At 67.5% G+C, this 25,904-nt stretch carries 20 protein-coding genes and 1 tRNA gene; 9 read left to right on the top strand and 12 right to left on the bottom strand.

The window, feature by feature from the left end; genetic code table 11:
* Positions 1-3 precede the first annotated feature (3 nt).
* From ACOFKW_RS11445 to ACOFKW_RS11415, 7 genes are all read right to left on the bottom strand, one after another.
* Positions 4-1,110, bottom strand: coding sequence for a DUF917 domain-containing protein (locus tag ACOFKW_RS11445; RefSeq protein WP_419814280.1), 1,107 nt, complete (start codon positions 1,108-1,110; stop codon positions 4-6).
* Between the two features lie 24 nt (positions 1,111-1,134).
* Positions 1,135-2,691: a hydantoinase/oxoprolinase N-terminal domain-containing protein gene (locus tag ACOFKW_RS11440; RefSeq protein WP_419814279.1), complete on the bottom strand. Its 1,557-nt coding sequence runs from the start codon at positions 2,689-2,691 to the stop codon at positions 1,135-1,137.
* A gap of 40 nt (positions 2,692-2,731) precedes the next feature.
* Positions 2,732-4,858, bottom strand: coding sequence for a TonB-dependent receptor (locus ACOFKW_RS11435; RefSeq protein WP_419814278.1), 2,127 nt, complete (start codon positions 4,856-4,858; stop codon positions 2,732-2,734).
* A 107-nt stretch (positions 4,859-4,965) separates the two neighbouring features.
* Positions 4,966-7,626 (bottom strand): LuxR C-terminal-related transcriptional regulator, encoded by a 2,661-nt coding sequence (locus tag ACOFKW_RS11430; RefSeq protein ID WP_419814277.1) that lies wholly within the window; start codon positions 7,624-7,626, stop codon positions 4,966-4,968.
* Between the two features lie 33 nt (positions 7,627-7,659).
* Positions 7,660-8,880: an amidohydrolase family protein gene (locus tag ACOFKW_RS11425; RefSeq protein WP_419814276.1), complete on the bottom strand. Its 1,221-nt coding sequence runs from the start codon at positions 8,878-8,880 to the stop codon at positions 7,660-7,662.
* A gap of 257 nt (positions 8,881-9,137) precedes the next feature.
* Positions 9,138-9,659, bottom strand: a complete 522-nt coding sequence (locus ACOFKW_RS11420) for a DUF1993 domain-containing protein (RefSeq protein WP_419814275.1) — start codon at positions 9,657-9,659, stop codon at positions 9,138-9,140.
* 216 nt (positions 9,660-9,875) lie between these two features.
* Positions 9,876-9,949, bottom strand: a tRNA-Cys gene (locus ACOFKW_RS11415).
* Between the two features lie 156 nt (positions 9,950-10,105).
* Here ACOFKW_RS11415 and ACOFKW_RS11410 point away from each other — a divergent pair.
* The 6 genes from ACOFKW_RS11410 to ACOFKW_RS11385 all read left to right on the top strand — a co-directional run bounded on the left by ACOFKW_RS11410 (position 10,106) and on the right by ACOFKW_RS11385 (position 16,343).
* Positions 10,106-10,738, top strand: coding sequence for a protein-L-isoaspartate O-methyltransferase family protein (locus ACOFKW_RS11410; RefSeq protein WP_419814274.1), 633 nt, complete (start codon positions 10,106-10,108; stop codon positions 10,736-10,738).
* A gap of 26 nt (positions 10,739-10,764) precedes the next feature.
* Positions 10,765-12,183, top strand: coding sequence for a TolC family outer membrane protein (locus tag ACOFKW_RS11405; RefSeq protein WP_419814273.1), 1,419 nt, complete (start codon positions 10,765-10,767; stop codon positions 12,181-12,183).
* A 14-nt stretch (positions 12,184-12,197) separates the two neighbouring features.
* A complete protein-coding gene (locus ACOFKW_RS11400; protein WP_419814272.1) occupies positions 12,198-12,620 on the top strand; it encodes a DUF2497 domain-containing protein in 423 nt (140 codons plus the stop codon).
* Positions 12,621-12,707: 87 nt separating this feature from the next.
* Positions 12,708-12,911, top strand: a complete 204-nt coding sequence (locus ACOFKW_RS11395) for a hypothetical protein (protein WP_419814271.1) — start codon at positions 12,708-12,710, stop codon at positions 12,909-12,911.
* Positions 12,904-13,554, top strand: coding sequence for a zeta toxin family protein (locus ACOFKW_RS11390; protein ID WP_419816927.1), 651 nt, complete (start codon positions 12,904-12,906; stop codon positions 13,552-13,554). Before ACOFKW_RS11395 ends, ACOFKW_RS11390 begins: the two co-directional genes overlap by 8 nt.
* Positions 13,551-16,343 (top strand): valine--tRNA ligase, encoded by a 2,793-nt coding sequence (locus ACOFKW_RS11385; protein ID WP_419814270.1) that lies wholly within the window; start codon positions 13,551-13,553, stop codon positions 16,341-16,343. Before ACOFKW_RS11390 ends, ACOFKW_RS11385 begins: the two co-directional genes overlap by 4 nt.
* 15 nt (positions 16,344-16,358) lie before the next feature.
* Here ACOFKW_RS11385 and ACOFKW_RS11380 read toward each other — a convergent pair whose 3' ends face one another.
* The 4 genes from ACOFKW_RS11380 to ACOFKW_RS11365 form a co-directional block, all read right to left on the bottom strand.
* A complete protein-coding gene (locus ACOFKW_RS11380) occupies positions 16,359-16,949 on the bottom strand; it encodes an NADPH-dependent FMN reductase (RefSeq protein WP_419814269.1) in 591 nt (196 codons plus the stop codon).
* 30 nt (positions 16,950-16,979) lie between these two features.
* Positions 16,980-17,951, bottom strand: a complete 972-nt coding sequence (locus tag ACOFKW_RS11375; RefSeq protein ID WP_419814268.1) for a DNA topoisomerase IB — start codon at positions 17,949-17,951, stop codon at positions 16,980-16,982.
* Positions 17,952-18,013: 62 nt separating this feature from the next.
* Entirely contained in the window at positions 18,014-18,379 is a 366-nt protein-coding gene (locus ACOFKW_RS11370; protein ID WP_419814267.1) for a hypothetical protein, read from the bottom strand.
* Positions 18,376-18,573, bottom strand: coding sequence for a hypothetical protein (locus tag ACOFKW_RS11365; RefSeq protein ID WP_419814266.1), 198 nt, complete (start codon positions 18,571-18,573; stop codon positions 18,376-18,378). The genes ACOFKW_RS11370 and ACOFKW_RS11365 overlap by 4 nt, the downstream gene beginning before the upstream one ends.
* A gap of 127 nt (positions 18,574-18,700) precedes the next feature.
* Here ACOFKW_RS11365 and ACOFKW_RS11360 point away from each other — a divergent pair, with 127 nt between their 5' ends.
* Positions 18,701-19,387, top strand: a complete 687-nt coding sequence (locus ACOFKW_RS11360) for a S24 family peptidase (protein ID WP_419814265.1) — start codon at positions 18,701-18,703, stop codon at positions 19,385-19,387.
* Between the two features lie 9 nt (positions 19,388-19,396).
* Here ACOFKW_RS11360 and ACOFKW_RS11355 read toward each other — a convergent pair whose 3' ends face one another.
* On the bottom strand, positions 19,397-19,570 hold the full coding sequence (locus ACOFKW_RS11355) for a hypothetical protein (RefSeq protein WP_419814264.1): 174 nt from the start codon (positions 19,568-19,570) through the stop codon (positions 19,397-19,399).
* Positions 19,571-19,679: 109 nt separating this feature from the next.
* Between ACOFKW_RS11355 and ACOFKW_RS11350 the strand changes: the two genes are divergently transcribed.
* Complete coding sequence (locus ACOFKW_RS11350; protein ID WP_419814263.1) at positions 19,680-21,671, top strand: autotransporter assembly complex protein TamA; 1,992 nt, start codon at positions 19,680-19,682, stop codon at positions 21,669-21,671.
* On the top strand, positions 21,671-25,855 hold the full coding sequence (locus ACOFKW_RS11345) for a translocation/assembly module TamB domain-containing protein (protein WP_419814262.1): 4,185 nt from the start codon (positions 21,671-21,673) through the stop codon (positions 25,853-25,855). The genes ACOFKW_RS11350 and ACOFKW_RS11345 overlap by 1 nt, the downstream gene beginning before the upstream one ends.
* Positions 25,856-25,904 lie beyond the last annotated feature (49 nt).

Below are 25,904 nucleotides of genomic sequence, written 5' to 3'. Positions count from 1 at the left end.
CGGTCAGTCCGCCAGCGCCGGCGCCAGGTCCTCGATCGAGATATAATCGCAGTCGAGGCCGAACATGCGCGGCCCCAGCACCTCGAGGCTCTCGGGACGGCGCAGCTTGGGATCGGCCGCGAAACCCAGCACCTTCACGCGCTGGCCATAGGTCAGCATCTCGGCAGTCAGCGGCTCGGCAGATTCGCGGTCGAGCACCGAGATCAAGTCAGGCACCATCGTCGCGGGCTGGCCATTGTGCAGTCCGATGATGAATTCGTTGCGGATCTGGATGGTGAAGACATCGCTGTCGTCACGAAGATTCTGCAACGTCACCAGCCCCCAGTGCCAGCCGTCGCGGGTCTCGCTGCGCACGTCGGTGACCTTGCCGTCAAACAGGATGCGCGCCGTGCGATGCTGCTGGGCGTTGAGATAGGCGAGTAGCCGGACGAACGGGTCGCCGTCCTCGCGCCCGAGGCGAATTGCCTGGCCGATGCCGAGCGACTGGCTCAGCGTGCCCAGCACGGCGCAGTCGCGGACCTGCTTGCCGCTCATCGGATAGATGGCGCTGAACGCCATCGATCCCATCGCAGTGACGATGGCGCGGCACAGGTCTTCGGCGGTCCGGTCGCTGACCGCGTCGACGGTGACGATGTTGCCCGCGTCGTCCATCAACAGGCAGGGCGTCGCGCGGACGCCGTAAATGCTGAACGTCGTCATCTCGAGTTGCGGCACGGCGCGGCCGATACCGTCGGCGTCGACCACGGGAACGCCGCTGATCGCCGACAGCGCCAGCGGGAAGACCGAGTTGGCGCCGCCGATCTCGGCCGAGATCAGCGCATCGATGCGCCGCCCGTAAAAGGCTTCGGCGCGGGCGAGCAGGCGCAGCAGCGTCTTTTCGCTGACCAGTTGCTCGACGATCACCGTCGGCGCGCCGATGCCCGCGATCGACACCACGAAGGCGTCGTCGTCGAGGTCCTCGGGCGCCACGACCCGCGGCACGCGCCCGCGGCGGATCTGCTCGCGCACGAACAACTCTCCGACATACGGATCGCCGCCGCCGCCGGTGCCCAGCAGGACCGCGCCGCGCGCCAGATCCTGCACGTCCTGGGTGGTCTCGATACTGAGCATAGTCTTCGCTTTCCTAACGGACGTTCAGGCGAGGGCCGCGAGCGGACCGACCGCGCGCACCTTCACCTGCACCGAGCCGGATTTCATGTGGGTCATCGGCAGTTCCTGCAGGTCGACGACCTCGACCAGCCCTGCGTCCGCTCCCGCCGCGACTGCGAGCGCGATGGCCTCCGACCGCGCCAGGTCGAGCGCCGCGTCGCGGCCCAGCGTGGCGAAGTCGTACAGCTTGTCGACGCGGCCGCTGACCAGCGCTATCGCCGCGCCGACGGCGTTGGCGACCTCGGCATGGAGCGGGCGGAGCACTTCGGACGCGCCCTTGATGGCGCGCGAGACCAGGATGTTACCGCCGCCGACGAGGATCAGCGGCTGCGGGGTCGAACTGACCTTGATCTGGTCGATCGCATCCTCGATCTGCTGGTGGATGTCGTCGAGCGCCGCCTGCACCAGCGCGTCCGGGATCTCCGCCACCAGCGACGTGTCGCCGATTTCGGCCTGCCCTGCCCGCACCGCGATATCGGTCGCGGTCAGAATCGAACCGCCGAAGACGCGGCCGTCCTGCGGCAGGCGGAAGCCCACCGAGCGCGGGCCGACCTTGGCGCCATCGCCGACGATGCTGCCGCCGCCGACACCGATCGAAAGCACGTCGGGCATGCGGAAGTTGGTGCGCACGCCGCCGATCGTGTTTGGCGCGGTGGTCTCTCGCGGAAAGCCGTTGCGCAAGAAGCCTATGTCGGTGGTGGTGCCGCCAATGTCGGCAACGATCGCATCGGGCAGGCCGCTGAGAAACGCCGCGCCGCGGATGCTGTTGGTTGGACCCGCCGAGCAGGTCAGGATCGGTAACCGCGCCGCGACCTCGGTGCTGATCAGCGTGCCGTCGTTCTGGCTGATGTAGATCGGCGCGGTGATCGACATGTCGGAGAACGCCTGCTTCAGCGACGCGATGACCCGTTCGGCGAGTGCCGACAAGCTGGCGTTGACGATCGCTCCGTTCTCGCGGTCGAGGATGCCGATGCCGCCGACTTCGGACGACAGCGTGATCCGTGCGCCCGGCACCGTGGCGGCGACGATCGCCCCCGCGCGTACCTCCAGGTCGGGCCGGATCGGCGCGAAGGTCGCCGAGATCGCGAAATCGGTGACGCCCGCCTTCGCAGCATCCGCAGCGGCAGCGGCGATGGCGTCCTCGTCGAGCGGCGCATAATCCACGCCGTTATAGAAAGCACCGCCGCCGACCAGGTAATAGCGCCCGCCGACGGCTTCGCGCACTTCGTCGGGCCAGCCCGAAAACGGTGGCACGCCGTCGCCGGCGGGCAGGCCGACGCGGATCGCGGCGACCGGCGACAGGTCGCGGCGCTGGACAAAGGCATTAACGAACTGCGTCGTGCCGATCATCACCGCGTCGATCGCCGATGGCGCACCGCCGTGCCGTGCCAGCAATATGCCGACGGCGGCGATGACCCCGTCCTTGACGTCGACGGTGGTGAAGCTCTTGGCGGTGGCCAGCACTGCCTTGCCGCGCATCAATACAGCATCGGTGTTGGTACCCCCGACGTCGATGCCGAGGCGGATCCTTCCGGATTCCATCATGCTCTCCTGGAAATGTCTTGCAGCGCTGTCGGGCGGATCAGAACTTGACCCGCGCTTCGACGCCATAGGTGCGCGGTCGGCCACGATAGCCAAGCGCCACGTCGAGACCGCTGTATTTGGTCGGGACGTATTCGGAGTAATATTTGTCGTTCAGCAGGTTCTTGGTGAAACCGAAAACGCCAAAGTTGCCAAATTCGACACCGGCACGCAGATTGACCAGGTCATAGGCGTTCTGCACGTCGACATTGTCCGCGCCCCAGTATTTCTTCCCGAAATGCTGCCAGTCGAGTCGGGCAAGGCCGTTGACGCGGTCGCTGAGCGGCACTGAATATTGCGCCGACAGGTTCGACGAGAATGGCACCGTACGCGGCGTGCGGTTGCCGATGTCGCTTGCGGTCGTGCTGTCCTTGATGCGCGACAGGGTGGTGCCGATCGCACCGGTGATCTCGAACCCGGTCACCGGCCGCGCCGACAGTTCCAGCTCGATGCCCTGGATATGCACCTTGTCGATATTGTCGATAACCTGTGAAGCCGAGGCTGCCTCGACGTAGAAATATTGATAATTCTTGACGTTCTCGAAGTAGTAGGCGCCGTTGAAGGTCACCTTGCGGTCGAAGAACTGTGCCTTGAAGCCGCCCTCGTAGTTCTGCAGGGTCTCGGCACCGAAATCGGGTATCGACACCGCCGGCGCGTTGAACCCGCCCGACCGGAAACCTGTACCGAAGGTCGCATAGAACAACAGGTCCGATGACGGCTTGTAGGTCAGCGTGACCTTGGGCTGGACATGATCATAGGTCCGCGTGCGCCGGATATTCGCGATCAGATCGTTCTGGTTGCGATGGTCCTCGTCATAGCGCAGGCCGCCGGTCAGCGTGAGCACTGGCAGGATGTCGAAATCCGCCTGGGCAAAAGCTGCGTAAGCGTTGTTGCTGTTCGACTCCTGCTTGTTGGCAAACAGCAGTGCAGGCGTATCGATCTGGGCGGGGTCGCTGTTCAGGTCGACGAATGCCCGGGTGCGCAAGTCGCGATCGGTGTGGAGATAGTAGACGCCACCCAGCCAACGGAAGCGCTCATGCCCGTTGGAAACCAGGCGGAGTTCCTGGCTGGTCGTCTTGAGCTTGAGATCCTGCCCTTGCCCGGCCTGGAACCCCAGCCCGAAAATGCCCGACGGGGACTGGACGGGATTACGATAGTCGAGATCGGCACGGTTGACCTGCGTCAGGTCGGTATGGCCAGTGATGCTCGTCGCCGTCGCAAAGCCGAGATCGAGGTCGATCTTGGCCGACACGTTGGCGTTGCGGCCCCTTGCAGAACCTGGGATATTGAACTGCGGATCGACGAAGTCGTTCGGATTGGCCGAGAACACCGCCGAGTAGTAATTGCTCGATGCCTGGTACTTGCCATACTCGCCATGCAGATCGACGGTCAGCGTGTCGGTCGGTTTCGCGATGAGACGGCCACGTAGTGTCCAGTCATGGTCGATGAAGTCCGAATGATCGCCGCGGAAGCTGTTATCGACCAGCCCGCCGAAATGATTGTAGCTGCCGTCGACGCTGAACAGCAGCTTGTCGGCGATCAGCGGACCCGCCAGGCCGGCCGAACCGATGATGCCGTTGCCGTTGCTGTACTGGCCATTGGCAAAGCCACCGAGCTGATTTCCAGGCAGCTTGGTGACGATGTTGATCGCGCCGCCCGATGCATTGCGGCCATACAGTGCACCCTGGGGGCCCTTCAGAATTTCGATCCGCTCGATGTCGAACAAGTTGACGTTCAGCTGGGTCTGGTCGGTCTGCGGCACGCCGTCGATCACGAAAGCGACGGGCGGGTCGGCGTTGTTGATCTGGGTCAGCCCGCGCATGGTTATGAAGGTGGACTTATAAGTATTGCCCTGATCGAAGCTGGCATTGGGGGTCAGCGATAGCGCCTCGCCGGACGTCCGAATTCCGGCATTCTGGATCGTGGCGCTGGTCAGCGCCTGGATCTGGATCGGTACACCCTGCAGGCGCTCGGAGCGACGCTGCGCCGTGACGACGATATCGCTGGGCTGGGCGTCGGCATCGACGGTTTGTGCAGCGACGACAGTCTGGGCGACAACGGGTGTCGCGAAGGCGGCGGCGCTCAGCAACGTCCCGGCGAGCAGGCGGTTGCGGATCTTCGTGGTCACCTGAAGTCCCCCTTCATGATAGTTTCGTTACAGGGAGGATCGTCAGTTTCGCGGCGCTGCGCCAGCGACAGATCGGGTAGTTGGACGCCGTTTCGGGTGGCGCGGCGTCAGTGTTCCTGCACCGCGTGGGCGACGGCTTGCCGCCGGGTCGACACGCCGAGCTTGGCGTAGACCTTCTTCAAATGGAACTTGATCGTATTCTCGGTCAGCCCCAGCCGCCGGGCGATCAGCTTGTTCGATGCTCCATCGGCGAGGTGCGCGACGATCTCGGCTTCGCGGTCGCTCAGCGCATCGACATCGGCGAACTGCTGCTCGCCCTCGATGACCTTCAGGATGGCCGCGGTGTGGCGCTGGATCAGCTTTGACGACCCCTCGGCCATGACACGCCGCAGCAACGGCACGACGCGGCGCCCCTCCTCGGCGAACGGCGCGACGATCGCCTCTCCACTGGCGAGGCGGATGGCCTCGCGGATGTCGACCTCGGCCGCTGCTGCATCGTCCTGCCGGCTGAGCGCCAGCAGCACCCTCCCCTTCACTTCCGCTCCCGGCCGTCCTCCCAGCCGTCCCTCGTCGATCAGGCGGTTGGCCATCCGGACAGCTTCGTCGGTCGCCCCCCGGGCCAGTGCGAGACAACAGAGGCCGCGCAGCAGGATTTCGCGCTCACGCCACGGCGCGTGTCCCGTGGCAGCATCGTCGAGCCGCGTCCGGCAGGCGGCCTCCAGCACCTCGATCCCGTCCAGCGCTTCGGCCCGCATCAGGCACACCAGCTCGACACCGAGGCACATGCCGTCGAGACAGATCATGCCGCGCCGCGCGTAGTCGCACCGCGCCGCATCCAGCTCCCGCAGCGCCTCGGGCAGCCCATGGCGCCGATAGGTGACGTCGACGATCACCGGCATCGCGATGGCGTATTGATCGAACCACGCCTCCTCGCGCCCATATTCGGCCAGCGCGAGGCGCATTTCCTCAGCCGCCTGCGGACGATAGCTGCGCTGGTAATCGACAAATCCTGCCAGCATCCTCGCCATCGCATGAAGGCAGCGCTCGCCGATCAGACTCGTTGGATCGCGGCGCAGCAGTGCGACGGCCTTTTCCTGCACCTGTCGCAGTGCGCCGTGCGCCAAGCTCAGCAGCATGTCGTGGACAAGGAGCTGAAGAACGGCGAAGTCCGCGCCCGACACGGCCTGATAGGCGTGCCTGGTTCGGTCCAGCGATGCGGACGCGGCGCCGAGTAAGCCACGCTGTTGCTGAACCACGATCAGGATGTTCTCGCACCATCCCCACATCAGCGGATCGGCAGGTGCGTTTGCCAGCAGCCACTCGATGAGCATCGAATAGTCGGCCGACGTGCCGCGCATATAGACGCCGAACAGCGCCGCCAGCGCCCGGCTCTCGATCCGCATCGCCAGCCCACCCTCGGCGGCGTCATCGATCGCTGCATCGATTTCGAGACGCAGCTGCTCGGCTTCGATGAAAAAGCCCTCCTTGAACAGCGCCAGCGCGCTCAGCAGCTGCATGCGAGGCAACGCCGCAAGCATTCCTGGCGGAATCTCGCGCAACATCGCGCGCAGCTCGCTGACCCCGTAAGCCAGGAAGAGCGCCCGGTACGGCAGCCGCATCAGCATATCGGTCAGGAACGCCTCGTCCTTGCTGAGCACTGCATGACGCACCGCGTCGGGATAGCGATCGTGCAGCGCCAGCCAGCGCGCCGCGCGCTGGTAAAGCAGGGCTGCACGCCCCGGCTCCAACGCCAGCCGATCGAACGCATAGCCCGACAGGAGCGGGTGAATGCGGTAGGCGACCTCGCCCTCCGACGCGGTCTGCTGGACCAGGCTGGGCAGAGCCGTGGCGATCGCCTCGAGCATCGCGGCGCTGTCGCTGGCCGCGCGGATCGCGTCGGCGAACGAGGCCTCGACCTGGTCGGCGATCGACAGCGAGATCAGCACCGCCTGTTGCTCGATCGGCAGCGCCGCCAGCACCTGTTCGGCCAGATAATCGGCGACCTCGGTCGCGTGCCCGCCGAATGACGGCATGACGGTACCCTCGGTGGCGCGCTGCCGCCACAGGCGATACAGCTGCACGGCGACCGGCCAGCCCTCGGTCTGCGCCAGGATCGCGGCCAGCTCCGGCGCGTCGAGGGGCAGGCCCAGCGTCGTCGCCAGCTCGTTGGTGCTGAGCTTCAGCTCGTCGGGATCGATGACGCGCACGGCGCCTTGCGCGTACAGGGTCGCGATCGCCAGCGACGGCTTGCGGCGCGTCGCCAGTACCAGATGAACGTCGCGCGGAAGTGCGTCGAGCAGTTCGGTGACGCAGCTGGCGATTGGCGGGTGATCGATGCGGTCATAATCGTCGATGATCACGACGACGGGCTGGTTGGCCTGCTCCATGCCCAGTACGACGCCATCGAGCATCGCCTCCACCGATCCGTCGCCGACCGCGCGTCGCGCCACCGGGCCGGGATCGACCCCGCCCGCCTCGAGCGCCAGTACGAGCAGGCGCAGGAACTGCGTCGGTTCCCGCTCGGCCTGCGAGGCGCTGCACCATGCGACTTTGATGCCCGCCTCGCGCAACTGGCCGTGCCACTGCGCCAGCGCGGTCGTCTTGCCGTAACCCGGCGGACCGAGCAGCACTGTCAGGCGTCCGCGCCGCGCCACCTCGAGCGAGCGCAGCACCAGCGTCCGCTCGCACAGCGGCACATATTGGACGGGGGGCGACAGGCGCCGACTGGTGTACCGGCCGCGGGCGGCGAGCGGCTGGCCCGGCGTCATGCCGCGGTGGAGCTGGCTATCGTGATCCGGGGATCAACCATCGAGCGTATTTTTCCGGATCCGGCCATCCTGTAGGATCAGCCGGATCGACGAACTATCCCCGAGCACGGTGATATCCGCCAGCGGGTCGCCCTCGATCACGAGTATGTCGGCAAACGCACCGGGCGCGATCGTGCCGAGCTTGCCCGCCATCTGAAGCAGCGCCGCGTTGACCGAGGTCGCCTGTCGCAGGATCTCCAGCGGCGAGCAAACTTGGCTCCGCAGCGAGAATTCACGGGACTGCCGGTCCATCAGCGACCCCAGCAGGTCGGTACCGAACCCGATATTCGCGCCCGCGCTCCTAAGCCGATCCAGCGAAGTCATGGCATGGACCGCGACTTCGCGCGTCTTGTCGGCCATCACCTGGCTCAGGCCCAATTTCGGACCCATATCCTGGATGGCGTCGATGATCGCCAGCGTCGGCACGGCATAGGCGCCCGCCGCGACGATCGCCGCGACGCCATCGGCCTCCAGCATCGTCGCGTGCTCGACCGACCGGACGCCATTGGTGACGCAGCGTATCGCCGCCTCGTTGGTGTGGGCATGCGCCATCACATAGCAACGGCGCGTCGCGGCCTCGGCGACGGCGACCCTGATCTCATCGTCGGCGAACTGGTTCATCCAGATCGGATCGCTTGGCGACAGCACGCCACCGGAGACGAACAGCTTGATCTGGTGCGCACCGCGGCGAAGTTGCTCGCGCACCGCCCGGCGTACTTCGTCGACGCCATCGACGACCATGGATAGCGCACCGCAATAGGCGCAGGCGCAGATCTCGTGGTGATCGGAAGAGCGCAGGTCGCCATGCCCGCCCGTCTGGCTCAGCGCCATGCCGGCGTAGAACAGCCGGGGCCCATCGATCAATCCGGCCTTCAGCGCCGAGGAAAGCGCATAGTCTGCGCCCGCCGCGTCGCGGACAGTGGTGAAGCCCCGCGCGAGCGTCGCCTCGAGGATCGCCTTCGCCCGGATCCCCAGCACCACCGGCGGGACCCGGTCGATCAGCGCCGGGTTCACCTCTACGCCATATGCATGGAAATGCGCATCGATCAGCCCGGGCATGACGAACCGACCGCCTACATCGATCACCGCCGCGGCTCGACTGGTGACGCGCTCGCCGATCTCGCGAATCACGCCGTCCTCGACAAGGATCGACTGGTCATTCGCTATGTCACCGCAGACCCCATCGAAGACGCGGCAGCCCTTGATAAGAAGCATGATATCCCTTGATTGATCAGGCGAGGCTGACTCTGCTCACTCCAAAATGCAATCCAGCTACACGGGTAGGTAGCAACGGAATTGGGTGGCAATTCTGCGAGAGACCGGGTCGATCTGCTCTAGGGATCATGCTGTCTGAAATATTCTTGGGCCGTGCGTGTGGCGAGCGCACGCCAACCTTGGCAACAACTTCGGGGACGGTTGTTCAGCGACCTTAGCCAAGGACTGTCCAGCCGTCAGCATAGGCCAGCGGCAGGCTACCGCTTGATCCGCGGCATTCCCATGAAATCTCGCTTGCCGAGCTTCACGCCTTGCGCCCGGAGGATCGCGTACGCGGTAGTGGCGTGGAAATAGAAGTTCGGCTGCGCGAACGAGAGCAGGAAATTTGCGCCTGTGAACGGCAATCGTCGCTCTCCGAACGCGAACTGCGTGTCGCTCCCTGCGAGAGCATCGAAGGTCGTACGGTCGATTGCCTCCAGACTCGCAACCGCCTTCTGCAGGACGCCGTGCAGGCTGGCGAAATCGGTCGGCCACGGTGTCTGGTCCGGCGAGAATGTCCCCGCGCGCACGCCTTCGATACCGCCGATCGAATGCACGGCGCACGATTTAACCTGATAGCCAAACGGCAACATGTCGGGCGCCAAGCGCGCATCGATCAGGTCAGCCTCCGTTCTTCCCGCCTCCGCGCAAAACGCCGCCGCCTTGTCGAGCAGAGCATCGACCGCCCCCAGGATCTGGAGGTTCGACGGTACGACAGCGTCGTAGAGTAAAAAGGTCATCGTCCAGCTCCAATTGAAGATCGCGCCGTATTCCGACGCTGTACGCCCTCGACCACATGGACTCATAACGGCTTTTGTCGTCGCCGATGTCTGCGCGCTGCCGGTCAATGGCAAGCCGGCCCCGGCAGTTGTCGCGGCGCAGGCCTGGGTGCCCGGTCGATCGCGCCGGTCGTCATCAGCGAAATCGGCCGGCGACTATCGCAGCAGCCTGCGCGTTGGAGGCCCGACCGGGAATCGAACCCGGGTGCACGGATTTGCAGTCCGTTACGTCACCACTCCGCCATCGGGCCTCGACGCGGGCGCAGTGCTTAGCGGGCCGGGCGGGGCTTAGCAATCCGCTTGGCGATGGCGGTGGCTCTCGCTATGTGCACAGCCGCATCGACTTGCCGGTTGCGTGGCAAGTGTGTTACGTCTATAACTCACTCGATCCTGTATCGGAAGTTCGCTTGACCGACTTTGCCACTCTCCGCGCCACCATGGTAGCCAGCCAGCTGCGCACTGTCGGCGTCAACGACCCCGAGGTCGTGGCGGCGATGTCCGCCGTTGCTCGCGAAAGGTTCGTGCCGCCGGGCCGCGAGGCCTTCGCCTATGCCGATGCGGCGGTGCCGCTGGGCGGTGGCCGCGCGCTGATGGAGCCGCTGGTCACCGGTCTGCTGCTGACCCATGCCCGAATCGAGCGGCACGAGCGCGTCCTGCTGATCGGTGCGGGCACTGGCTATACCGCGGCGCTGATCGGCCGGCTGGCGGACAGCGTCACGGCGGTCGAGTCCGACGCCGGGCTGGCCGCAACGGCGCGCGCGAACGGCGTCACGGTCGTCGAGGCACCGCTGGTCGAGGGATTGCCCGACGGCGGCCCTTATGACCTGATCTACTTCGACGGTGCGATCGAGCAGCTTCCGGCGACGCTGGTGGCTCAGCTCAAGCCGGGCGGACGGGTCGCGGCGGTGATCCGCGAGGCCGGCGTCGGCCGCGCCAAGGTCGGTGGCGTCGTCGGGGATACCGTCGTCGGCGCCGGCGTCATCGAGGTTTCGGCGCCGCTGCTGCCCGGTTTCGCAAAGGTCGTCGAGTTCGTATTTTGAAGCCGATACCGGGGGGTTTTTCGCACATGGTCCGTCTGACTTCGGTGGCCGCGCTGGCAATCGCGCTGCTCGCCCAGCCGGCCCTTGCCGACACGTTGAGCGGCGCCATCGCCTCCGCCTATGAAACCAACCCCGACCTTGCCGCCCAGCGCGCCGTCGTCCGCCAGGTCGACGAGCAGGTGCCGCAGGCGCTGAGCTTTGGCCGCCCGACCGTCGACGTGTCGGTCTCGGAGCAGCAGAACGGGCTGGATTTCGCCGACAACGGCCGCACTTCCGCCGTCGGGCTCAGCATCAACCAGTCGCTGTACCGCGGCGGCCGCACGCGCAGTGCCACCAACGCTGCCGATGCGCGCGTCCTCGCCGCCCGGTCACGGCTGCGCGCCACCGAGAATACCGTCATCCTCAACACCGTCACCGCCTATGCCGATGTGCTGCGCTACGCCGCGCTGGTCGATCTCAACGCCAGCCAGGTCAAGGTGCTGGAGCGCGAGCTGCAGGCCAGCAAGGACCGGTTCGAGGTCGGCGACCTGACGCGGACCGACGTCGCCCAGTCGCAGGCACGGCTGGAGAACGCCCGCAGCAATTATATCGCGGCGCAGGGCACGCTGTCGAACGCGCGCGAATATTACCGCCGCACGATCGGCCGTCTGCCCGAGGATCTGGCGCCGTTGCCGCCGCTGCCGGTGCTGCCGGGTACCCAGGGCCAGGCGATCGACCTTGCCAACGCCAACAACCCGGCGTTGCTGGCGGCACGTTTCGACGAGGCGGCGGCGCGCTATGACGTCAGCACGATCGAGCGCGAGCGGCTGCCGTCGGTCGGCGTCGGCCTCGGCGCCAACTACCAGAAGTTCAACGGCGGCGGCGGTGGCGGCAGCTTCGTCCAGCAGGGCAGCTTTTTCACCCAGAGCGCCGGCATCCAGCTCAGCGTGCCGATCTACCAGGCCGGCGCCGTCGCGTCGCGGGTCCGCGAAGCGCAGGCGCGTCGGTCGCAGCTGCTCGAGGTCATCGGATCGACCGGGCGCCAGGTCGTCGAGCAGGCGACCAACTCCTTCGTCCAGATCGGCATCGCCCGCGCCATCATCCAGTCGTCGCAGGTCGCCGTCGACGCCAACGCGCTGGCGCTGGAAGGCGTGACGCAGGAGAACCAGGTCGGCACCCGGACTGTGCTGGAAGTGCTCAACGCGCAGCAGGAACTGCTGTCGACCCGCACCGACCTGCTGACCGCGCAGCGCAACGAATATGTCGCGGGCTATACGCTGCTCGCCGCCGTCGGCGTCGCCGAGGCAGCGGCGCTGGAAGTCCCGGTGAACGCCTATGATTCGACGCTCAACGCCAAGCGCGTGCGGCACAAGTGGAACGATTTCGACCTCGATCCCAATGCGCCGGCGCTGCCGTTGCCCGATCCCGTGTCGGCCAGCCGGTCCGTGACAATCCCGCCGCGCTGACCTAGCATCCGGGCATGACCACAGACGACCATCAGTACGCGACCAGCACCGCCGCCGCCGACTCGGGTGGCGACGACGCCGCTTCCAGCGCGCAGGCATCGGCGACGGCGCGCGCCTCCAGCGACGCGGCGATGAACGAGATCATGGCCTCGATCCGCCGTGCCGTGTCGTCGAACGAGCCGGTGCGCGACGAGCCGTGGCGGTCGCCCGAGCGGGCCGCCGAGCCGGAGGCCGCGCCGACGTCCGTGCAGCCGAACGCTGCCGTCCCGGCGCCGACGCCGCCGGTTCCCGCGACGACCGACAGCATCACGCTCGAAGCCCTGACCCGGTCGCTGCTCGAGCCGATGCTGAAGTCGTGGCTCGACGCCAATCTTCCGGAAATGGTCGAGCGCGCCGTCGAGGCCGAGATCGTCCGCCTGACCGCCCGCGGCAACTGAGCTGCCCGCGCCGCAATAGCTGCCATGACGGTCGCGTCTGTTTGAAACGCCGGGCCGAACTGCTATATGGACCGGGTAGGAGATAGCATGGCGACCAAGGCCGAAATCACCCCCCGCGACCTGCCCACCAAAGTCATTCAACTGGCTGATGGTTCGGTGATTCGGAAGAAGGTCGTGCAGGCCGACGGGCCGAACTTCGCGCTGGAGCTTCAGGCGGCTTTCCGCTCGAACGTGCGCCGGATCAGGACGGAGCAACGCAAGCGAGCCCGCACGGCGCCGCAACCTGCTTAGATCGGGTCCACCGGTACTCTGGATCGTCGCCGGGCCGAACGGCAGCGGCAAGAGCACACTTTACAAATATACTGATCTCTCGGGTTGGGACGGCTCGGTCTGGATCATCAATCCCGACCTGTTGACGGTCGACATAGCCGAGCATGAGCATACCGACGGGACCGCTGCCAACCTTGCTGCCGTCCAGCGCATCGAACATTGGCTCAATGCCTCGCTCGAAGTTTACCAGACGATCGGCGTCGAGACGGTGCTGTCGTCACCCAAATACCGCAGCCTTGTCGAGCGCGCCCATGCCCGCGGTTTTCAGGTCAGCATGATCTACGTCCTGCTCGACAGCCCAGAATTGCAGATCGAGCGCGTCCGCATCCGGGTCGAGGGCGGCGGCCATGACGTACCGGAGGATAAGATCAGATCGCGCCGGACGCGTTCCTTCGAGCAACTCGCGTGGTTCGCCGAGCACGTCGACCGGCTGGCGGTCTTCGACAACTCATCGGGCGAGCCGATCCTCGTCGCCTCCAAGTCGCTGGACCGCCGCTTCGTCTGGCACCGGCGCCCTGGCAAGGCGCTGCGGGCCGAACTCGAAGCCGCCGGACTCTCGCAAAACTTGCCGCCGCTGCGCAAGTCCGCAAAGAAGCGCGGATGATCATCGACAAGACCTTCGACCCTGCCGAAATCGAGGCGCGCCTCTATCCCTATTGGGAGGACCGCGGCGCTTTCCGCCCGGCGCGCCCGGATGCCGAGCCGTTCACCATCGTCATTCCGCCGCCCAACGTCACCGGCTCGCTGCACATCGGGCACGCGCTCGACAACACGCTGCAGGACGTGCTGATCCGCTACCACCGGCTTAAGGGCCGCGATGCGTTGTGGGTGGTCGGCACCGATCACGCCGGTATCGCGACGCAGATGGTCGTCGAGCGCACCATCGCTGCCGAGGGTCTGAAGCGCACCGAGATGGGCCGCGAGGCGTTCCTCGCCAAGGTCTGGGAATGGAAGGCCGAATCGGGCGGCCAGATCACCCGCCAGCTGCGCCGCCTGGGTGCCAGCTGCGATTGGTCGAACGAGCGCTTCACCATGGACGCCGGCTTCTCGACCGCCGTCACCAAGGTCTTCGTCGAGCTGCACCGCCAGGGCCTGATCTACCGCGACAAGCGGCTGGTGAACTGGGACCCTGCCCTGCGCACCGCGATCTCCGACCTGGAGGTCGAGACGCGCGAGGTCGCCGGGCAGTTCTGGCACTTCCGCTATCCGCTGGCGAACGGCGTCAAGCTGGCCGACGGCCGCGACCATATCGTCGTCGCGACGACGCGCCCGGAGACGATGCTCGCCGACATGGCGGTCGCGGTGAACTGGAAGGACGAGCGCTACGAGTCGGTCGTCGGCCAGTCGGTGCTATTGCCTATCGTCGGCCGGCTGATCCCGATCGTCACCGACGACCATGCCGACCCGGAACTCGGCAGCGGCGCGGTCAAGATCACCCCGGGCCATGACTTCAACGACTTCGAGGTCGGCCGCCGCGCCGGCATCGAGGCGAGCGACATGCTCAACCTGTTCGACTCAGGCGCCCGCATCCGCGAGCTGGAGGGCATTCCGCCTGAAGTCGTCGGCATGGACCGTTTCGAGGCGCGCAAGTGGGTGGTCGCCGAGATGGACCGCCTCGGCCTGCTGCAACTGGTCGAGGACCGGATCGTCCAGATGCCCTACGGCGACCGCTCCGGCGTCGTCATCGAGCCGTGGCTGACCGACCAATGGTATGTCGACGCCAAGACGCTGGCCGGTCCCGCCATCGACGCGGTGCGCTCCGGCGCGACCAAGTTCGTGCCCGCCAACTGGGACAAGACCTATTTCAACTGGATGGAGAACATCCAGCCGTGGTGCGTCTCGCGGCAATTGTGGTGGGGCCACCAGATCCCGGCCTGGTACGGCCCGCGCATGATCATGCCCGGCGCCAGCCCGGAGGAGGAGGCGGCGTCCGACCGCCCGGGCAACGAAATCTTCGTCGCCGAGACCGAGGCTGAGGCGATCGCCGAGGCCGCCGATTTCTACCTGCTGCAACCGTCCGACATCGGCGTTGCCGACACGCTGGCCGAGGGCATGCGCCGGATGATGGCCGACCCGGAGGCGTACAAGCTGTACATCGCCCGCGATTCCGACGTGCTCGACACCTGGTTCTCGTCGGCGCTGTGGCCGTTCGGGACGCTCGGCTGGCCGGAGCAGACGCCGGAGCTGGCGCGCTATTATCCGACCTCGGTACTGGTCACCGGCTTCGACATCATCTTCTTCTGGGTCGCCCGGATGATGATGATGGGCCTGAAGTTCGAGCAGGTTGCGCCGTTCGCGACGGTCTATTGCCACGGCCTCGTCCGCGACGCGAAGGGCGCCAAGATGTCCAAGTCGAAGGGCAACAGCGTCGATCCGCTCGGCCTGATCGACAAATACGGCGCCGACGCGCTGCGCTTCACGCTGACCGCGATGGAGACGCAGGGCCGCGACATCAAGCTCGATGAGAAGCGCGTCGAGGGTTATCGCAACTTCGCCACCAAGCTGTGGAACGCCGCGCGCTTCTGCCAGTCGAACGGCATCACCGGCTCGGCGGATGCTGCACCCCCGGTCGCAACCCAGGCGGTCAACCGCTGGGTCATCGGCGAAGTCGTCACCACGGCGCGCGCGCTCGACGCCGCGATCGCTGCCTACCGCTTCGACGATTACGCCGAGACGGCGTACCAGTTTGTCTGGAGCCGCTTCTGCGACTGGTACGTCGAGCTCACCAAGCCGCTGCTCGGCGAGGGTGCGGACGAAGCCATCGCCGCGGAGACGCGCGCCGTCGCCGGCTGGGCGCTCGATCAGATCCTGGTCATGCTCCACCCGGTCATGCCGTTCCTGACCGAGGAGCTGTGGCACAAGCTGGCACCCCGCGAGCACGACCTGATCGTCGCGTCATGGCCGGTGACGGATGCCGCGCTGGTCGATGCCGAGGTCGCGGGCGAGATCGACTGGCTGATCGGGCTGATCTCAGAAGTCCGCTCGGCACGGACCGAGCTGAACGTGCCGCCGGGCGCGAAGCTGACCTACACCGTCGACGGTGCGGATGTGCAGGCGGAGGCACGGCTGGTCGCCAACGCCGCCGCCCTCGCCCGCATGGCGCGGATCGAGCCGGGTGCTTCCGCGGATGGCGGCGCGCTGCAGCTGGTCCATGCGGGGGCGACGTACACCCTCCCCTTGGGCGGCATCATCGACCTCGCCGCCGAGCGGTCGCGCCTCGAAAAGGGCGCGGCGACAGCGGAGAAGGAGCGCGATGCGCTGGCCGGACGGCTTGGTTCCCCGGGCTTCGTCGAGAAAGCCAAGCCCGAGGCAGTGGAGAAGGCCCGCGCCGACATGGCCGCGCGCGGTGCCGAAGCCGAGCGGCTGCGCGCGGCATTGGCGCGGCTGGGGTAAGCGGCTCGGCCAGTCTCAGTAGGGCGGCGCCGTCGTCGCACGCTGGACTCGCGCGGCGTTGGTCCACCACGCCAGGTCGTCGGCGAAGCGCGGGAACGACTTCTCCAGCGCCGCCCCGCCCGCCCCCGCTGGCTCACCGCCAGCGTCGAACGCCTGCCCGATGCCGCCGACCGCGAGCGGCGCCGAGGTCACCACCATGCCCATTTCCGACAGGATGCCGTGCCACGCCAGCGCCGCGCGCGCCCCGGCGAAGCGCCCGGCAGAATAGCTCGCCACCGCTGCGGGCCGCCAGAACCATTCCTCGAGGAAATGGTCGGTGAGGTTCTTCAGTCCCGGCTGCACCCCCCAATTATACTCGCCGGTCACGAACACGAACGCGTCCGCCGCGACGATCTTCCCCGCCAGCTCCTCCAGTTTTGCAGGTGCCGAGCCCTTGGGATATTCCTTGTACATCCGGTCGAGCATCGGCAGGTCGACCGCCTTGGCATCGATCAACTGGGCATCGGCGCCGCGATCGCGGAAGGCCCGAACCAGGTAATCGGCCAGCCGGATACCCTGCCGGTCGGAGCGGTAGGAGCCGTAGCAAATCAGGATCTTGTCGGTCATCCGGCTATCGAGCCGCTCGGGCGGTAGCCGTCAAGCCTCCAGCAGCCCGATCAGCCCGCGCTCGATCCCGCTCAGCCACTTGGTCTCGCGCGGCAGCTTGGTTCCCGCCAGTTCACCCGCCGTCCCGGTCGTCACCAGATCCAGCAGCTTGGGATGCACATACGACTTGCGGCTGATCGCCGGGGTATTGCCCAGCGCCTCCGCCACCGGCTCCAGCAGCTTTTTCAGGGTCAGCGGGGCCCGCGCCTTGACGATCGTCTCGAAGGCGATCGCGCTGGCGCCCCAGGTGCGGAAATGCTTGGCGGAAAAGTCATCGCCCATCGCGTCCTTGATGTACGCATTGACGTCGCCCGAGCCGATACGGTGCGGCTCGCCGTCGTCCTCGCCGATGTACTGGAACAGCGCCTGCCCCGGCAGGTCCTGACACCGCTTGACGATCTTTGCGAGGTTGCGGTCGTTGATCGTGACGCGCTGCTGCTTGCCCGACTTGCCGACGTAATCCAGCTTGACCGTCGTGCCGCGCACCGCGCCGTGGCGGTTGCGCAGCGTCGTTGCGCCGAAGCTCTTGTTCTCGCGCGCATAACCCTCGTTGCCGACGCGGATGTGCCCCTGGTCGAGCAGCCGCACGATCGCCGCCAGCACCTTACCCTTGCCCAGCCCGGGTTCGGCCATGTCGGTGGCGATCTTTTCGCGCATCAGCGGCAGGGCGCTGCCGAAGTCGACGCAGCGGTCGTACTTTTGCCCATCCTGCTCGCTGCGGAAATCGGGGTGGTAACGGTACTGCTTGCGGCCCTTGGCGTCATAGCCGATCGCCTGCAGGTGGCTGTCGGGGTTGGTGCAGTACCAGACGCGCTCATAGGCCGGCGGCACTGCCAGCTTGTTGAGGCGGGCGATTTCCTCGGCGTCGGTGATGCGCTTGCCGTCGGGGCGGATGAACTGCCACTTGTCCCCCCGCTTGCGCCGCGTGATGCCGGGTTCGGTCGGGTCGCAGTATTTCACCATGCCGAGCCGAACGCCGTCCGACGCACCGTCGTTCCGGCACCAGCGTTTATGTCGCGTCCAGATCAGTCACGCACGGTCAGCACCTCGATGGTCAGCGACAGGGCAACGACCAGCGGATCGGGGTCGACGCCCACAGCCAGCAGCTTCGCCTCGGCGACGATCTGCCCACTCAGGCCGAAATCCAGGTCGGCCATCCCCGCCATCAGGCGCTCGAGCCCGTCGCCGACCTCGATGGCGCTGCCGTGCAGGCGCAGATCGAGGCGGTGGCGCTCGCCGTCGAAGGTAGCGCTCGACCACGGCCGCGACGTCGACGTCTCGACGACCAGCATCGGGAACAGCGCGCCCGGGCGGTCCGCGGCCAAGCGGGCCAGCGCCTTGACCAGCCGGGCGGGGACCCCGGTCGGCGCCAGCAGCAGCCGCGCGCTCAACGGCCCGACTCCAGCTGCGAGGGAGCCTGGGCGATGAAGGCCAGGACGCGCGCCTTGGTCCGCTCGCGCGGCTCCCGGCCCTTGCGCAGGTCGAGGACGAAGCGCGGATCGTGGGTCGCGTCGCGCCCGAAGCGGGTCGGCGAGACACCCGTGGCGCGGAGGTGTCGCTCGATCTTGGTCAATAATGGTGTCATCTCGGCAACTCCCCACTGCGAATCAGCTTATAACCGAATATCCTGCGCGAAATCCTACTTGTCTAGGGTTTTACCTATCGCTATAGCTTTTCGGGTGGGGTGCCTGGAGAGGAGGTCTCACAACGTCATGGATTATCTTGCCATCCGGAAACGGTTGGATGAGCTGATCGCTGTGCGCGGTGAGGATTATGCCTCGCTGTCGCGCTTGATCGGCCGCAATCCGACCTATGTGCAGCAGTTCGTCAAACGTGGCGTTCCCAGACGCTTGAGCGAAGACGATCGCCGCAAGCTCGCGACGCATTTCGGTATCTCCGAACGCCTGCTCGGCGGGCCGGAGGAGCGCGGTGGTCATGGTCACAGCGTCGTCCACCGCTCCGACGCAGCGGCGCGAACCACCGACTACGTCCTGATCCCGACCCTCGACATCGGCGCCTCGGCGGGATCGGGCGCAGTCGCGGATGGGGAAAATCCTATCGCAACGTTGGCATTCCAGTCGAACTGGGTTCGCGGAATCGCCAGCGGTCGTCCGGAAGCCCTGTCGGTGATCCGCGTCGAGGGTGACTCCATGCTGCCGACGCTGGCCGACGGCGATCAGATCCTGGTCGACACCGACGACCGCGAGAGGCTGCGCGATGGCATCTATGTGTTGCGCACCGACGACGCGTTGCTGGTCAAGCGGCTCAGCGTCAATCCGGCGACGCGGCGGCTGTCTATCCGCAGCGACAACGACGCGTATCCCAGTTGGGACGATTGCGACCCGGCGACCGTCGCGGTCATCGGGCGGGTGGTGTGGGTCGGGCGCCGGTTGACTTAAAGGGCCAACTTAGGCCCGGCGCGAATCCCATACCGCGACGGCGATCGCGGCGACGACGCCGATGCAGAAGCCGGCAATCAGGCCGATGGATGCCTGGTGCACGACGATACCGATCACCGTGCCGACCAGTGTGGAGAGAGCAAGCAGGCAGCCGCCGGCGGCGCGTGGGGGTTTGTTGGCCATGGCCCGCCTTGCCAGTCCGGAGCCTATGGCGCCAGCCCGGCACGACGACGCGGCGGAAATCCTTTACCGGCCTTTCACCCGTTCGAAGCCTCGTCTAGACCGGAAAGGGATGGTGGTTTCGAGGTTTGCCGCGGTGCTGGGGGTGGCGTGCGCCGCCGCGGCACCGTTGCGCGCCCAGACTGTGGCAGCGCCGCCGCGCATCGTCACCCAGACCCCGATCGCGGAGCCGGCACCTGTGCCGACCGTGCTCAAGCCCGATCCGCTGCTCGACGCGATGGCACCGCTGCCGGAGGACGGCGTCGCCTGGCCGGCGCCGGTCGCGGTCACGGCGGGGGACATCACCGTCACCGCTAACGTCGGCGACGTGCGCTACGACGTCACCGTCACCGGCCTGACCGAAGCCACGATGCTCGTGCGCTTTCACGAACTGTCGTCCTTGTGGAAGGGTCGCGGCGAGGGCGCCAATCTGGCGCAGATCAACCGTCGCTCGGTCGAGGACGCCGACCTGATCGACCAGCTGCTGCGCGCCGAAGGACGCTATGGCGGCCATGTCGAGGTTACCATTACCCCGCCGCAACAGGGCCAGACGCGCACCCAGGTCGGGCTCGCGGTCGACCCCGGCCCGGTCTACACCTTTGCTGCCATCGACCTGCAGACCCCCTCCCCCGAGGCGGCGAAGCTGGCCGCGACGGCGCTGGGCCTGAAAGTCGGCGAGCCGGTCGACGCCGCGCGGGTCGGCAATGCCGAAGACGGGTTGAAGCTGCGGTTGGCGGACGCCGGCTATCCCTTCCCGACGGTCGGCGCACAGGACGTCGTCGTCGACCATGCGACGCGCAGCGCAACGCTGACCCAGGCGATCGATCCGGGCCGCCGCGCCAGCTTCGGCAGCGTCCGCTTCTCGCAGGCGGCGCGCAAGCCGGCCTTCGACGACGAGCATCTCGCGCTGCTGGCGCGGCTCAAGCCCGGCGACCAGTATAATGCCGCCGATCTCGAGGACCTTCGCCGCGCGCTGATCCAGACCGGGCTGTTCGGCTCGGTCGCCATCCGCCCGGTCGCCAACGGGGTCGCGGCGGACGGCACGACGATGGTCGACCTGATGGTCACGACCGAGCCGGCGCCGCTGCGCACCGTGTCGGCACAGCTCGGCTATTCGACCGGCCAGGGCATCCGGCTGGAGGGGAGCTGGCAGCACCGCAACCTGCTGCCCCCGGAAGGCGGCGTCACCTTTCGCGGCGTCGCCTCGGAGCGCGAGCAGCTGGTCGGTGCCGAGCTGCGGCGGCACAACTGGCGGCGGCGCGACCAGACACTGCTGCTGACCTCGCAGGTCTCGGCAGAACGGCAGGACGCCTATGACGCGCGCTCGGTGACGCTGGGTGCCGCGGTCGAGCGCGAGACCAACATCATCTGGCAAAAGAAATGGACCTACTCGCTCGGCACCGAGCTGGTGGTGACGTCGCAGAAGGACCGGTCGTCGACCAGCACCGCCTATGACACCTACCTCATCGCCGCGCTGCCGCTCAGCCTGACCTACGACGGATCGGACAGCCTGCTCGACCCGGCCCGCGGCTTTCGCCTGACCGGCCGGCTGTCGCCCGAAATCTCGTATCAGTCGAACATCTTCGGCTATGTGAAGGCGCAGATCGACGCCTCGGTCTATCAGCCTGTGACCAGCCGCCTCGTGCTGGCGGCGCGCGGCCATGTCGGCTCGATCCTGGGAGCCAGCCGCGGCACCATTGCCCCGACGCGGCGCTTCTATGCCGGTGGCGGCGGCTCGGTTCGCGGCTTCGGCTACCAGCAGGTCGGGCCGATGGATGCGGAGGACAACCCGCTCGGCGGCAACTCCATCGTCGAAGCCTCGTTCGAGGCGCGCTACCGCTTCACTGCCTTTGGTAACGAGCTCGGCGTCGTGCCGTTCATCGACATGGGCCAAGTCTCGACGACGACGCTGCCGACCTTTACCGGGCTGAAGGTCGGCGCCGGACTGGGGCTGCGCTACTACACCAGCTTCGGCCCGGTCCGCATCGACCTCGCGACGCCGGTCAACCCTGGCCCGAACGATCCACGCGTCGCCTTCTACGTCTCCATCGGGCAGGCGTTCTGATGTCGGCGGGTCGCTCGATGCGCGTGCTGGCGCGGATCTTCTGGTTCCTGCTGGCGCTGGTCGTCATCTTCGGCGTCGTCGGCATCGCGACGATCAAGTTCCTCGATACCGACCGGGGCCGCGCCTTTGTCATCCGGCAACTGCCACTGTATGCGCCGAGGTCGGGGCTGACGGTGCGGGCCGGGCGCATCGACGGCTCGCTGTTCGGCAAGGCGACGATCCACGACCTCCAGCTCGGCGATCCGCAGGGCGTGTTCGCTCGGGCCCCCCGGGTCGACCTCGACTGGCGGCCGTTCGACCTGGCGCACAAGACGCTGACCATCCACGACCTGCTGGTCCCCGACATCTTCGTGCTGCGCCGCCCGGTGCTGCGGCCCAGCGCCGAAAAGCGCATCCTGCCCGATATCGACATCATGGTCGCCCATGCGCGCATCGACCGGATCGTGCTGGAGGCCCCGGTGACCGGCGCGCGCCGCATCGCCAGCCTCAGCGGCAATGCCGATATCCGGAATGGCCGTGCGCTGCTCAACCTCGACGCGGGCGCCCCGCCGGTCGACGGCAAGGGCGGCGGCGACAGCGTCCGCGTCCGGCTCGACGCGCGGCCCGACCAGGACCGCTTCGACATCGACGCGCGGGTTGCCGCACCGGTCGGCGGCGTCGTTGCCGGGCTGCTCGGCCTCAAGGCGCCGCTGGCATTGACCGTCGCCGGGGATGGCCGCTGGACGCGCTGGCAGGGCCGCGCCACCGCGACGCTCGGCACCGCGTCGCTGGCGAACCTCGCGCTGACCGCTGAGAACGGCCAGTTCGGCGCGAGCGGCGATGTCGTGCCGGGGACGCTGCTGACCGGCGTCGCGGCCCGGCTCAGCGCCCCCAAGCTCGCGGTCAACGCCACCGCCTTCGTTGCCGACCGGCGCGCCGATATCACCTTGCGTGCCGCCTCGCCGGCGCTGCGCCTCGATGCCGCCGGGCGGCTGGATTTCGGCGAGAAGGAGTTTTCCGGGCTGACGGTGTCGGCGCAACTGCTCCAGCCCAAGGCGCTGAACCCGCAGCTGAGCGGGCGCGATATCCGCCTCGTGGCCAAGCTGGCGGGAACGTTCAAGGCGCCGCTGGTCGATTATGTCGTGACCAGCCCGGCGCTGGCGTTCGGGCGCACCGCCTTTGCCGAGGTTCGCGCCATCGGCATCGTCGCCACCGGGCCACGGCCGATCATCGTGCCGCTGACCGTCACCGCGAGGCGCGTCACCGGCGTCGGGGTGACGGCGGAGGCGCTGCTCACCAACGTCCGGGTGAGCGGGCCGCTGACGCTGCGCGGGTTGAGCCTGACCTCGAACACGCTGGTCCTGCGCTCCGACCGGCTGAGCGGCAATGCGGTGGCGGCGATCGATCTCGACACCGGCGTGTTCAACGTCGCGCTGAAGGGCAATCTGCCGAACTATCTGGTGCCGGGGCTGGGGATTACGAACATCACCGCCGACCTGCGCGCCGTACCCGACGGGCGGGGCGCGCGGGTCACCGGGCAGGTCGCGGTCAAGGTCGCGCGGCTCGACAATCCGTTCTTCTCGACCTTGCTGGAGGGGCTGCCGGCTGTCACCGCCGCGGTCAACGTCGCGCCCGACAACAGCCTGAGCTTCAGCAATGCCCGGCTGGTCGCCCCGGGCCTCACGATGACGGCTGCAGGAACACGGACACCGGAAGGCTTCGTCCGCCTGACCGGCAGCGGCGTATCACGTAAATACGGACCGCTGACGCTGGCGCTCGCCGGGCAGATCGAAAAGCCGGTGGTCGACCTGGTGCTGGCGCAACCGGGCTTCGGCATCGGGCTGGCGAAGGTGGCGGGCCATATCGCTCCGGTCGGCGCGAACTGGAGCTTCGATGCCACCGGCACGACCAGCTACGGCCCGATCACCGGACGCGGCCTGATCCGCGCCGATGTCCAGCCGGCGGCCATCGACATCGCCGCGGTGACGCTGGCTGGGGTCACCGGGCGCGGCACGCTGGTCCAGACCCCGGCCGGCCCGTTCGCCGGGCGCATGGCACTCAGCGGCGGCGGCGTCACCGGCTCGGCGATCCTGGCCGCGGCCGGGGATGTTCAGCGCGCCGACATCGCCTTCGACGCGGTCAATGCGCGCCTGCCGATGGTGCCGCCGGTCGCGGTCGGCAAGGCAAGCCTGCGCGCCACCGTGCTGCTGCCGGACGCGGGGCCGGTGGTGACCGGAAGCTTCACTGCTGCCGAGTTGCGGCGGCAGGACGTGCTGCTCACCGACGCGAGCGGCTCGGTCGACTACCGCGCCGGCCGGGGTAGCGCACAGCTGACCGCGCACGGCATCGCCAACGCGCCGTTCAGCATCGAGTCCAAGGTCGCCTTCGAGGGCGACCGCATCGAGATCACCGGCGACGGCATCTTCAACAAGCGCCGGGTCGGGCTCGACAAGGCGGCGGTGGTGACGCGTGACCGGAGCGCCGGCGGCGACGACTGGGTGCTGGCACCGACCGTGCTGACGACACCCGACGGCCGCGCCGAGCTGTCGGGGCGCTTCGGCACGACGCGCGTTGTCCGCGCCCGCCTCGACAACCTCGGCCTGTCGCTGCTGGCGCTGGTCAATCCATCGTTCGACTTCGGCGGGCGCGTGTCGGGCACCATCGACATGCAGCAGGTGCCGGGCGCGTTGCCGGTGGGTACCGCCAGCCTGCGCGTCAACGGGCTGAGCCGCGCCAATGTCGCCGCCGCCTCGCTGCCCATCGACCTCGGCATCAACGCGGCGATCGGGGCCAATGGCGGCAGTGCACGCGCGGTGATCGTCCGCGGCGGCGCGGTCGAGGGCCGGGTCCAGGCGCAGGTTCGCGCCATTCCCGCAACCGGCAGCGTCATGGAACGCCTGCTCGCCGCTTCGCTGTTCGCCCAGGCGCGCTATGTCGGCCCGGCCCAGGCACTGTGGCCGCTCGCCGGGATCGAGGCGCTCGACGTCCGCGGCCCGGTGCAGGTCACCGCCGATATCGGCGGGCACCTGGGCGAGCCGACGCTGAGCGGCACCATCACCAGCGACGGCGCGCGGGTCGAGAACGTCACCCTCGGCACCGTCGTCGAGCAGGTCCATCTCGACAGCCGCTTCACCGCATCGCGGCTCGAACTGACCTCGTTCAGCGGCACCATCGGCAAGGCCGGCACCGTCAGCGGCAGCGGCAGCATTGGGCTGTCGGCCGACCAGGGCTTCCCGATCGACATCAAGGTCGCCCTCAAGAACGCCCAGGCGCTGAAGCGCGACGACCTGACGGCAACCGTCACCGGCGACATGCAGCTACGCAGCAACCGCAGCGGCGCGCGCATCACCGGCAACCTCGTTGCCAACCAGGCACTGTTCCGCATCGGTCGCCCGGCCTCCGCCGAAGTCCCCGTGCTGGCGGTCCGCGAACTCAACGCCGAGGCTGTTCGGCGCCGCGTCACGCCCGTCGAGAAGCCGGCGATCTGGGCCCTCGACATCGGCGTCAAGATTCCCGAGCGCGTCGTCGTCCAGGGCATGGGGCTGCAGTCCGACTGGCGCGGCGAACTGCAGATCGGCGGCACCGTCGTTGCCCCCTCGTTGACCGGTCGCGTCCGCCTGATCCGCGGCGACTATGATTTCGCCGGCAAGCGCTTCAGCCTGACGCGCGGCGACCTGCGCTTCCCCGGCGGCTACCCGCCCGACCCGGTCGTCGACATCGTCGCCGAGAATACCAGCTCCAGCTTTACCGCGACGCTGACCATTTCCGGCACCGGCCTGCACCCCGAGATCGCCTTCGGCTCGGTCCCCTCGCTACCGCAGGACGAGGTGCTGTCGCGCGTCCTTTTCGGCACCTCGATCGCCAGCCTGTCGGCCCCCGAGGCGCTGCAACTGGCCGGCGCGCTCGCCTCGCTGCGCGGCGGCGGCAAGGGCGGCGAAGGCTTCAACCCGATCAACATCGTCCGCAAGGGCCTCGGCATCGACCGCCTGCGCATCCTGCCCGCCGACACCACGACAGGCCGCAAGACCTCGATCGCCGCGGGCCAGTACATCGGCAAGCGCGTCTATGTCGAACTCGCCTCCGATGCGCAGGGCTACACCGCCACCAACATCGAGGTCGCGCTGACGAGGTCGCTATCGATCCTGTCGCAAGTCGCGACGCTGGGCGGGACGAGCGTCAACTTGCGGCTGAAGAAGGATTACTGACGCAGGGCGGCCGCTAGCTGCCTGGCCTTACTACCCCCCTCCCGGAACG

The organism is Glacieibacterium sp. (assembly GCF_965200405.1).
Lineage (GTDB): Bacteria > Pseudomonadota > Alphaproteobacteria > Sphingomonadales > Sphingomonadaceae > Glacieibacterium.
Note: the sequence above shows the minus strand (reverse complement) of the source record. Positions and strands in the feature narration are given on the sequence as shown.

Bases quoted from the DNA above. Each gene is read 5' to 3' on its own strand.
- ACOFKW_RS11445 (WP_419814280.1), bottom strand. From the start codon at position 1,110: ATGCTCAGTATCGAGACCACCCAGGACGTGCAGGATCTGGCGCGCGGC.
- ACOFKW_RS11440 (WP_419814279.1), bottom strand. From the start codon at position 2,691: ATGGAATCCGGAAGGATCCGCCTCGGCATCGACGTCGGGGGTACCAAC.
- ACOFKW_RS11430 (WP_419814277.1), bottom strand. From the start codon at position 7,626: ATGACGCCGGGCCAGCCGCTCGCCGCCCGCGGCCGGTACACCAGTCGG.
- ACOFKW_RS11425 (WP_419814276.1), bottom strand. From the start codon at position 8,880: ATGCTTCTTATCAAGGGCTGCCGCGTCTTCGATGGGGTCTGCGGTGAC.
- ACOFKW_RS11420 (WP_419814275.1), bottom strand. From the start codon at position 9,659: ATGACCTTTTTACTCTACGACGCTGTCGTACCGTCGAACCTCCAGATC.
- ACOFKW_RS11405 (WP_419814273.1), top strand. From the start codon at position 10,765: ATGGTCCGTCTGACTTCGGTGGCCGCGCTGGCAATCGCGCTGCTCGCC.
- ACOFKW_RS11400 (WP_419814272.1), top strand. From the start codon at position 12,198: ATGACCACAGACGACCATCAGTACGCGACCAGCACCGCCGCCGCCGAC.
- ACOFKW_RS11395 (WP_419814271.1), top strand. From the start codon at position 12,708: ATGGCGACCAAGGCCGAAATCACCCCCCGCGACCTGCCCACCAAAGTC.
- ACOFKW_RS11385 (WP_419814270.1), top strand. From the start codon at position 13,551: ATGATCATCGACAAGACCTTCGACCCTGCCGAAATCGAGGCGCGCCTC.
- ACOFKW_RS11380 (WP_419814269.1), bottom strand. From the start codon at position 16,949: ATGACCGACAAGATCCTGATTTGCTACGGCTCCTACCGCTCCGACCGG.
- ACOFKW_RS11375 (WP_419814268.1), bottom strand. From the start codon at position 17,951: ATGGTGAAATACTGCGACCCGACCGAACCCGGCATCACGCGGCGCAAG.
- ACOFKW_RS11365 (WP_419814266.1), bottom strand. From the start codon at position 18,573: ATGACACCATTATTGACCAAGATCGAGCGACACCTCCGCGCCACGGGT.
- ACOFKW_RS11360 (WP_419814265.1), top strand. From the start codon at position 18,701: ATGGATTATCTTGCCATCCGGAAACGGTTGGATGAGCTGATCGCTGTG.
- ACOFKW_RS11355 (WP_419814264.1), bottom strand. From the start codon at position 19,570: ATGGCCAACAAACCCCCACGCGCCGCCGGCGGCTGCCTGCTTGCTCTC.
- ACOFKW_RS11350 (WP_419814263.1), top strand. From the start codon at position 19,680: ATGGTGGTTTCGAGGTTTGCCGCGGTGCTGGGGGTGGCGTGCGCCGCC.
- ACOFKW_RS11345 (WP_419814262.1), top strand. From the start codon at position 21,671: ATGTCGGCGGGTCGCTCGATGCGCGTGCTGGCGCGGATCTTCTGGTTC.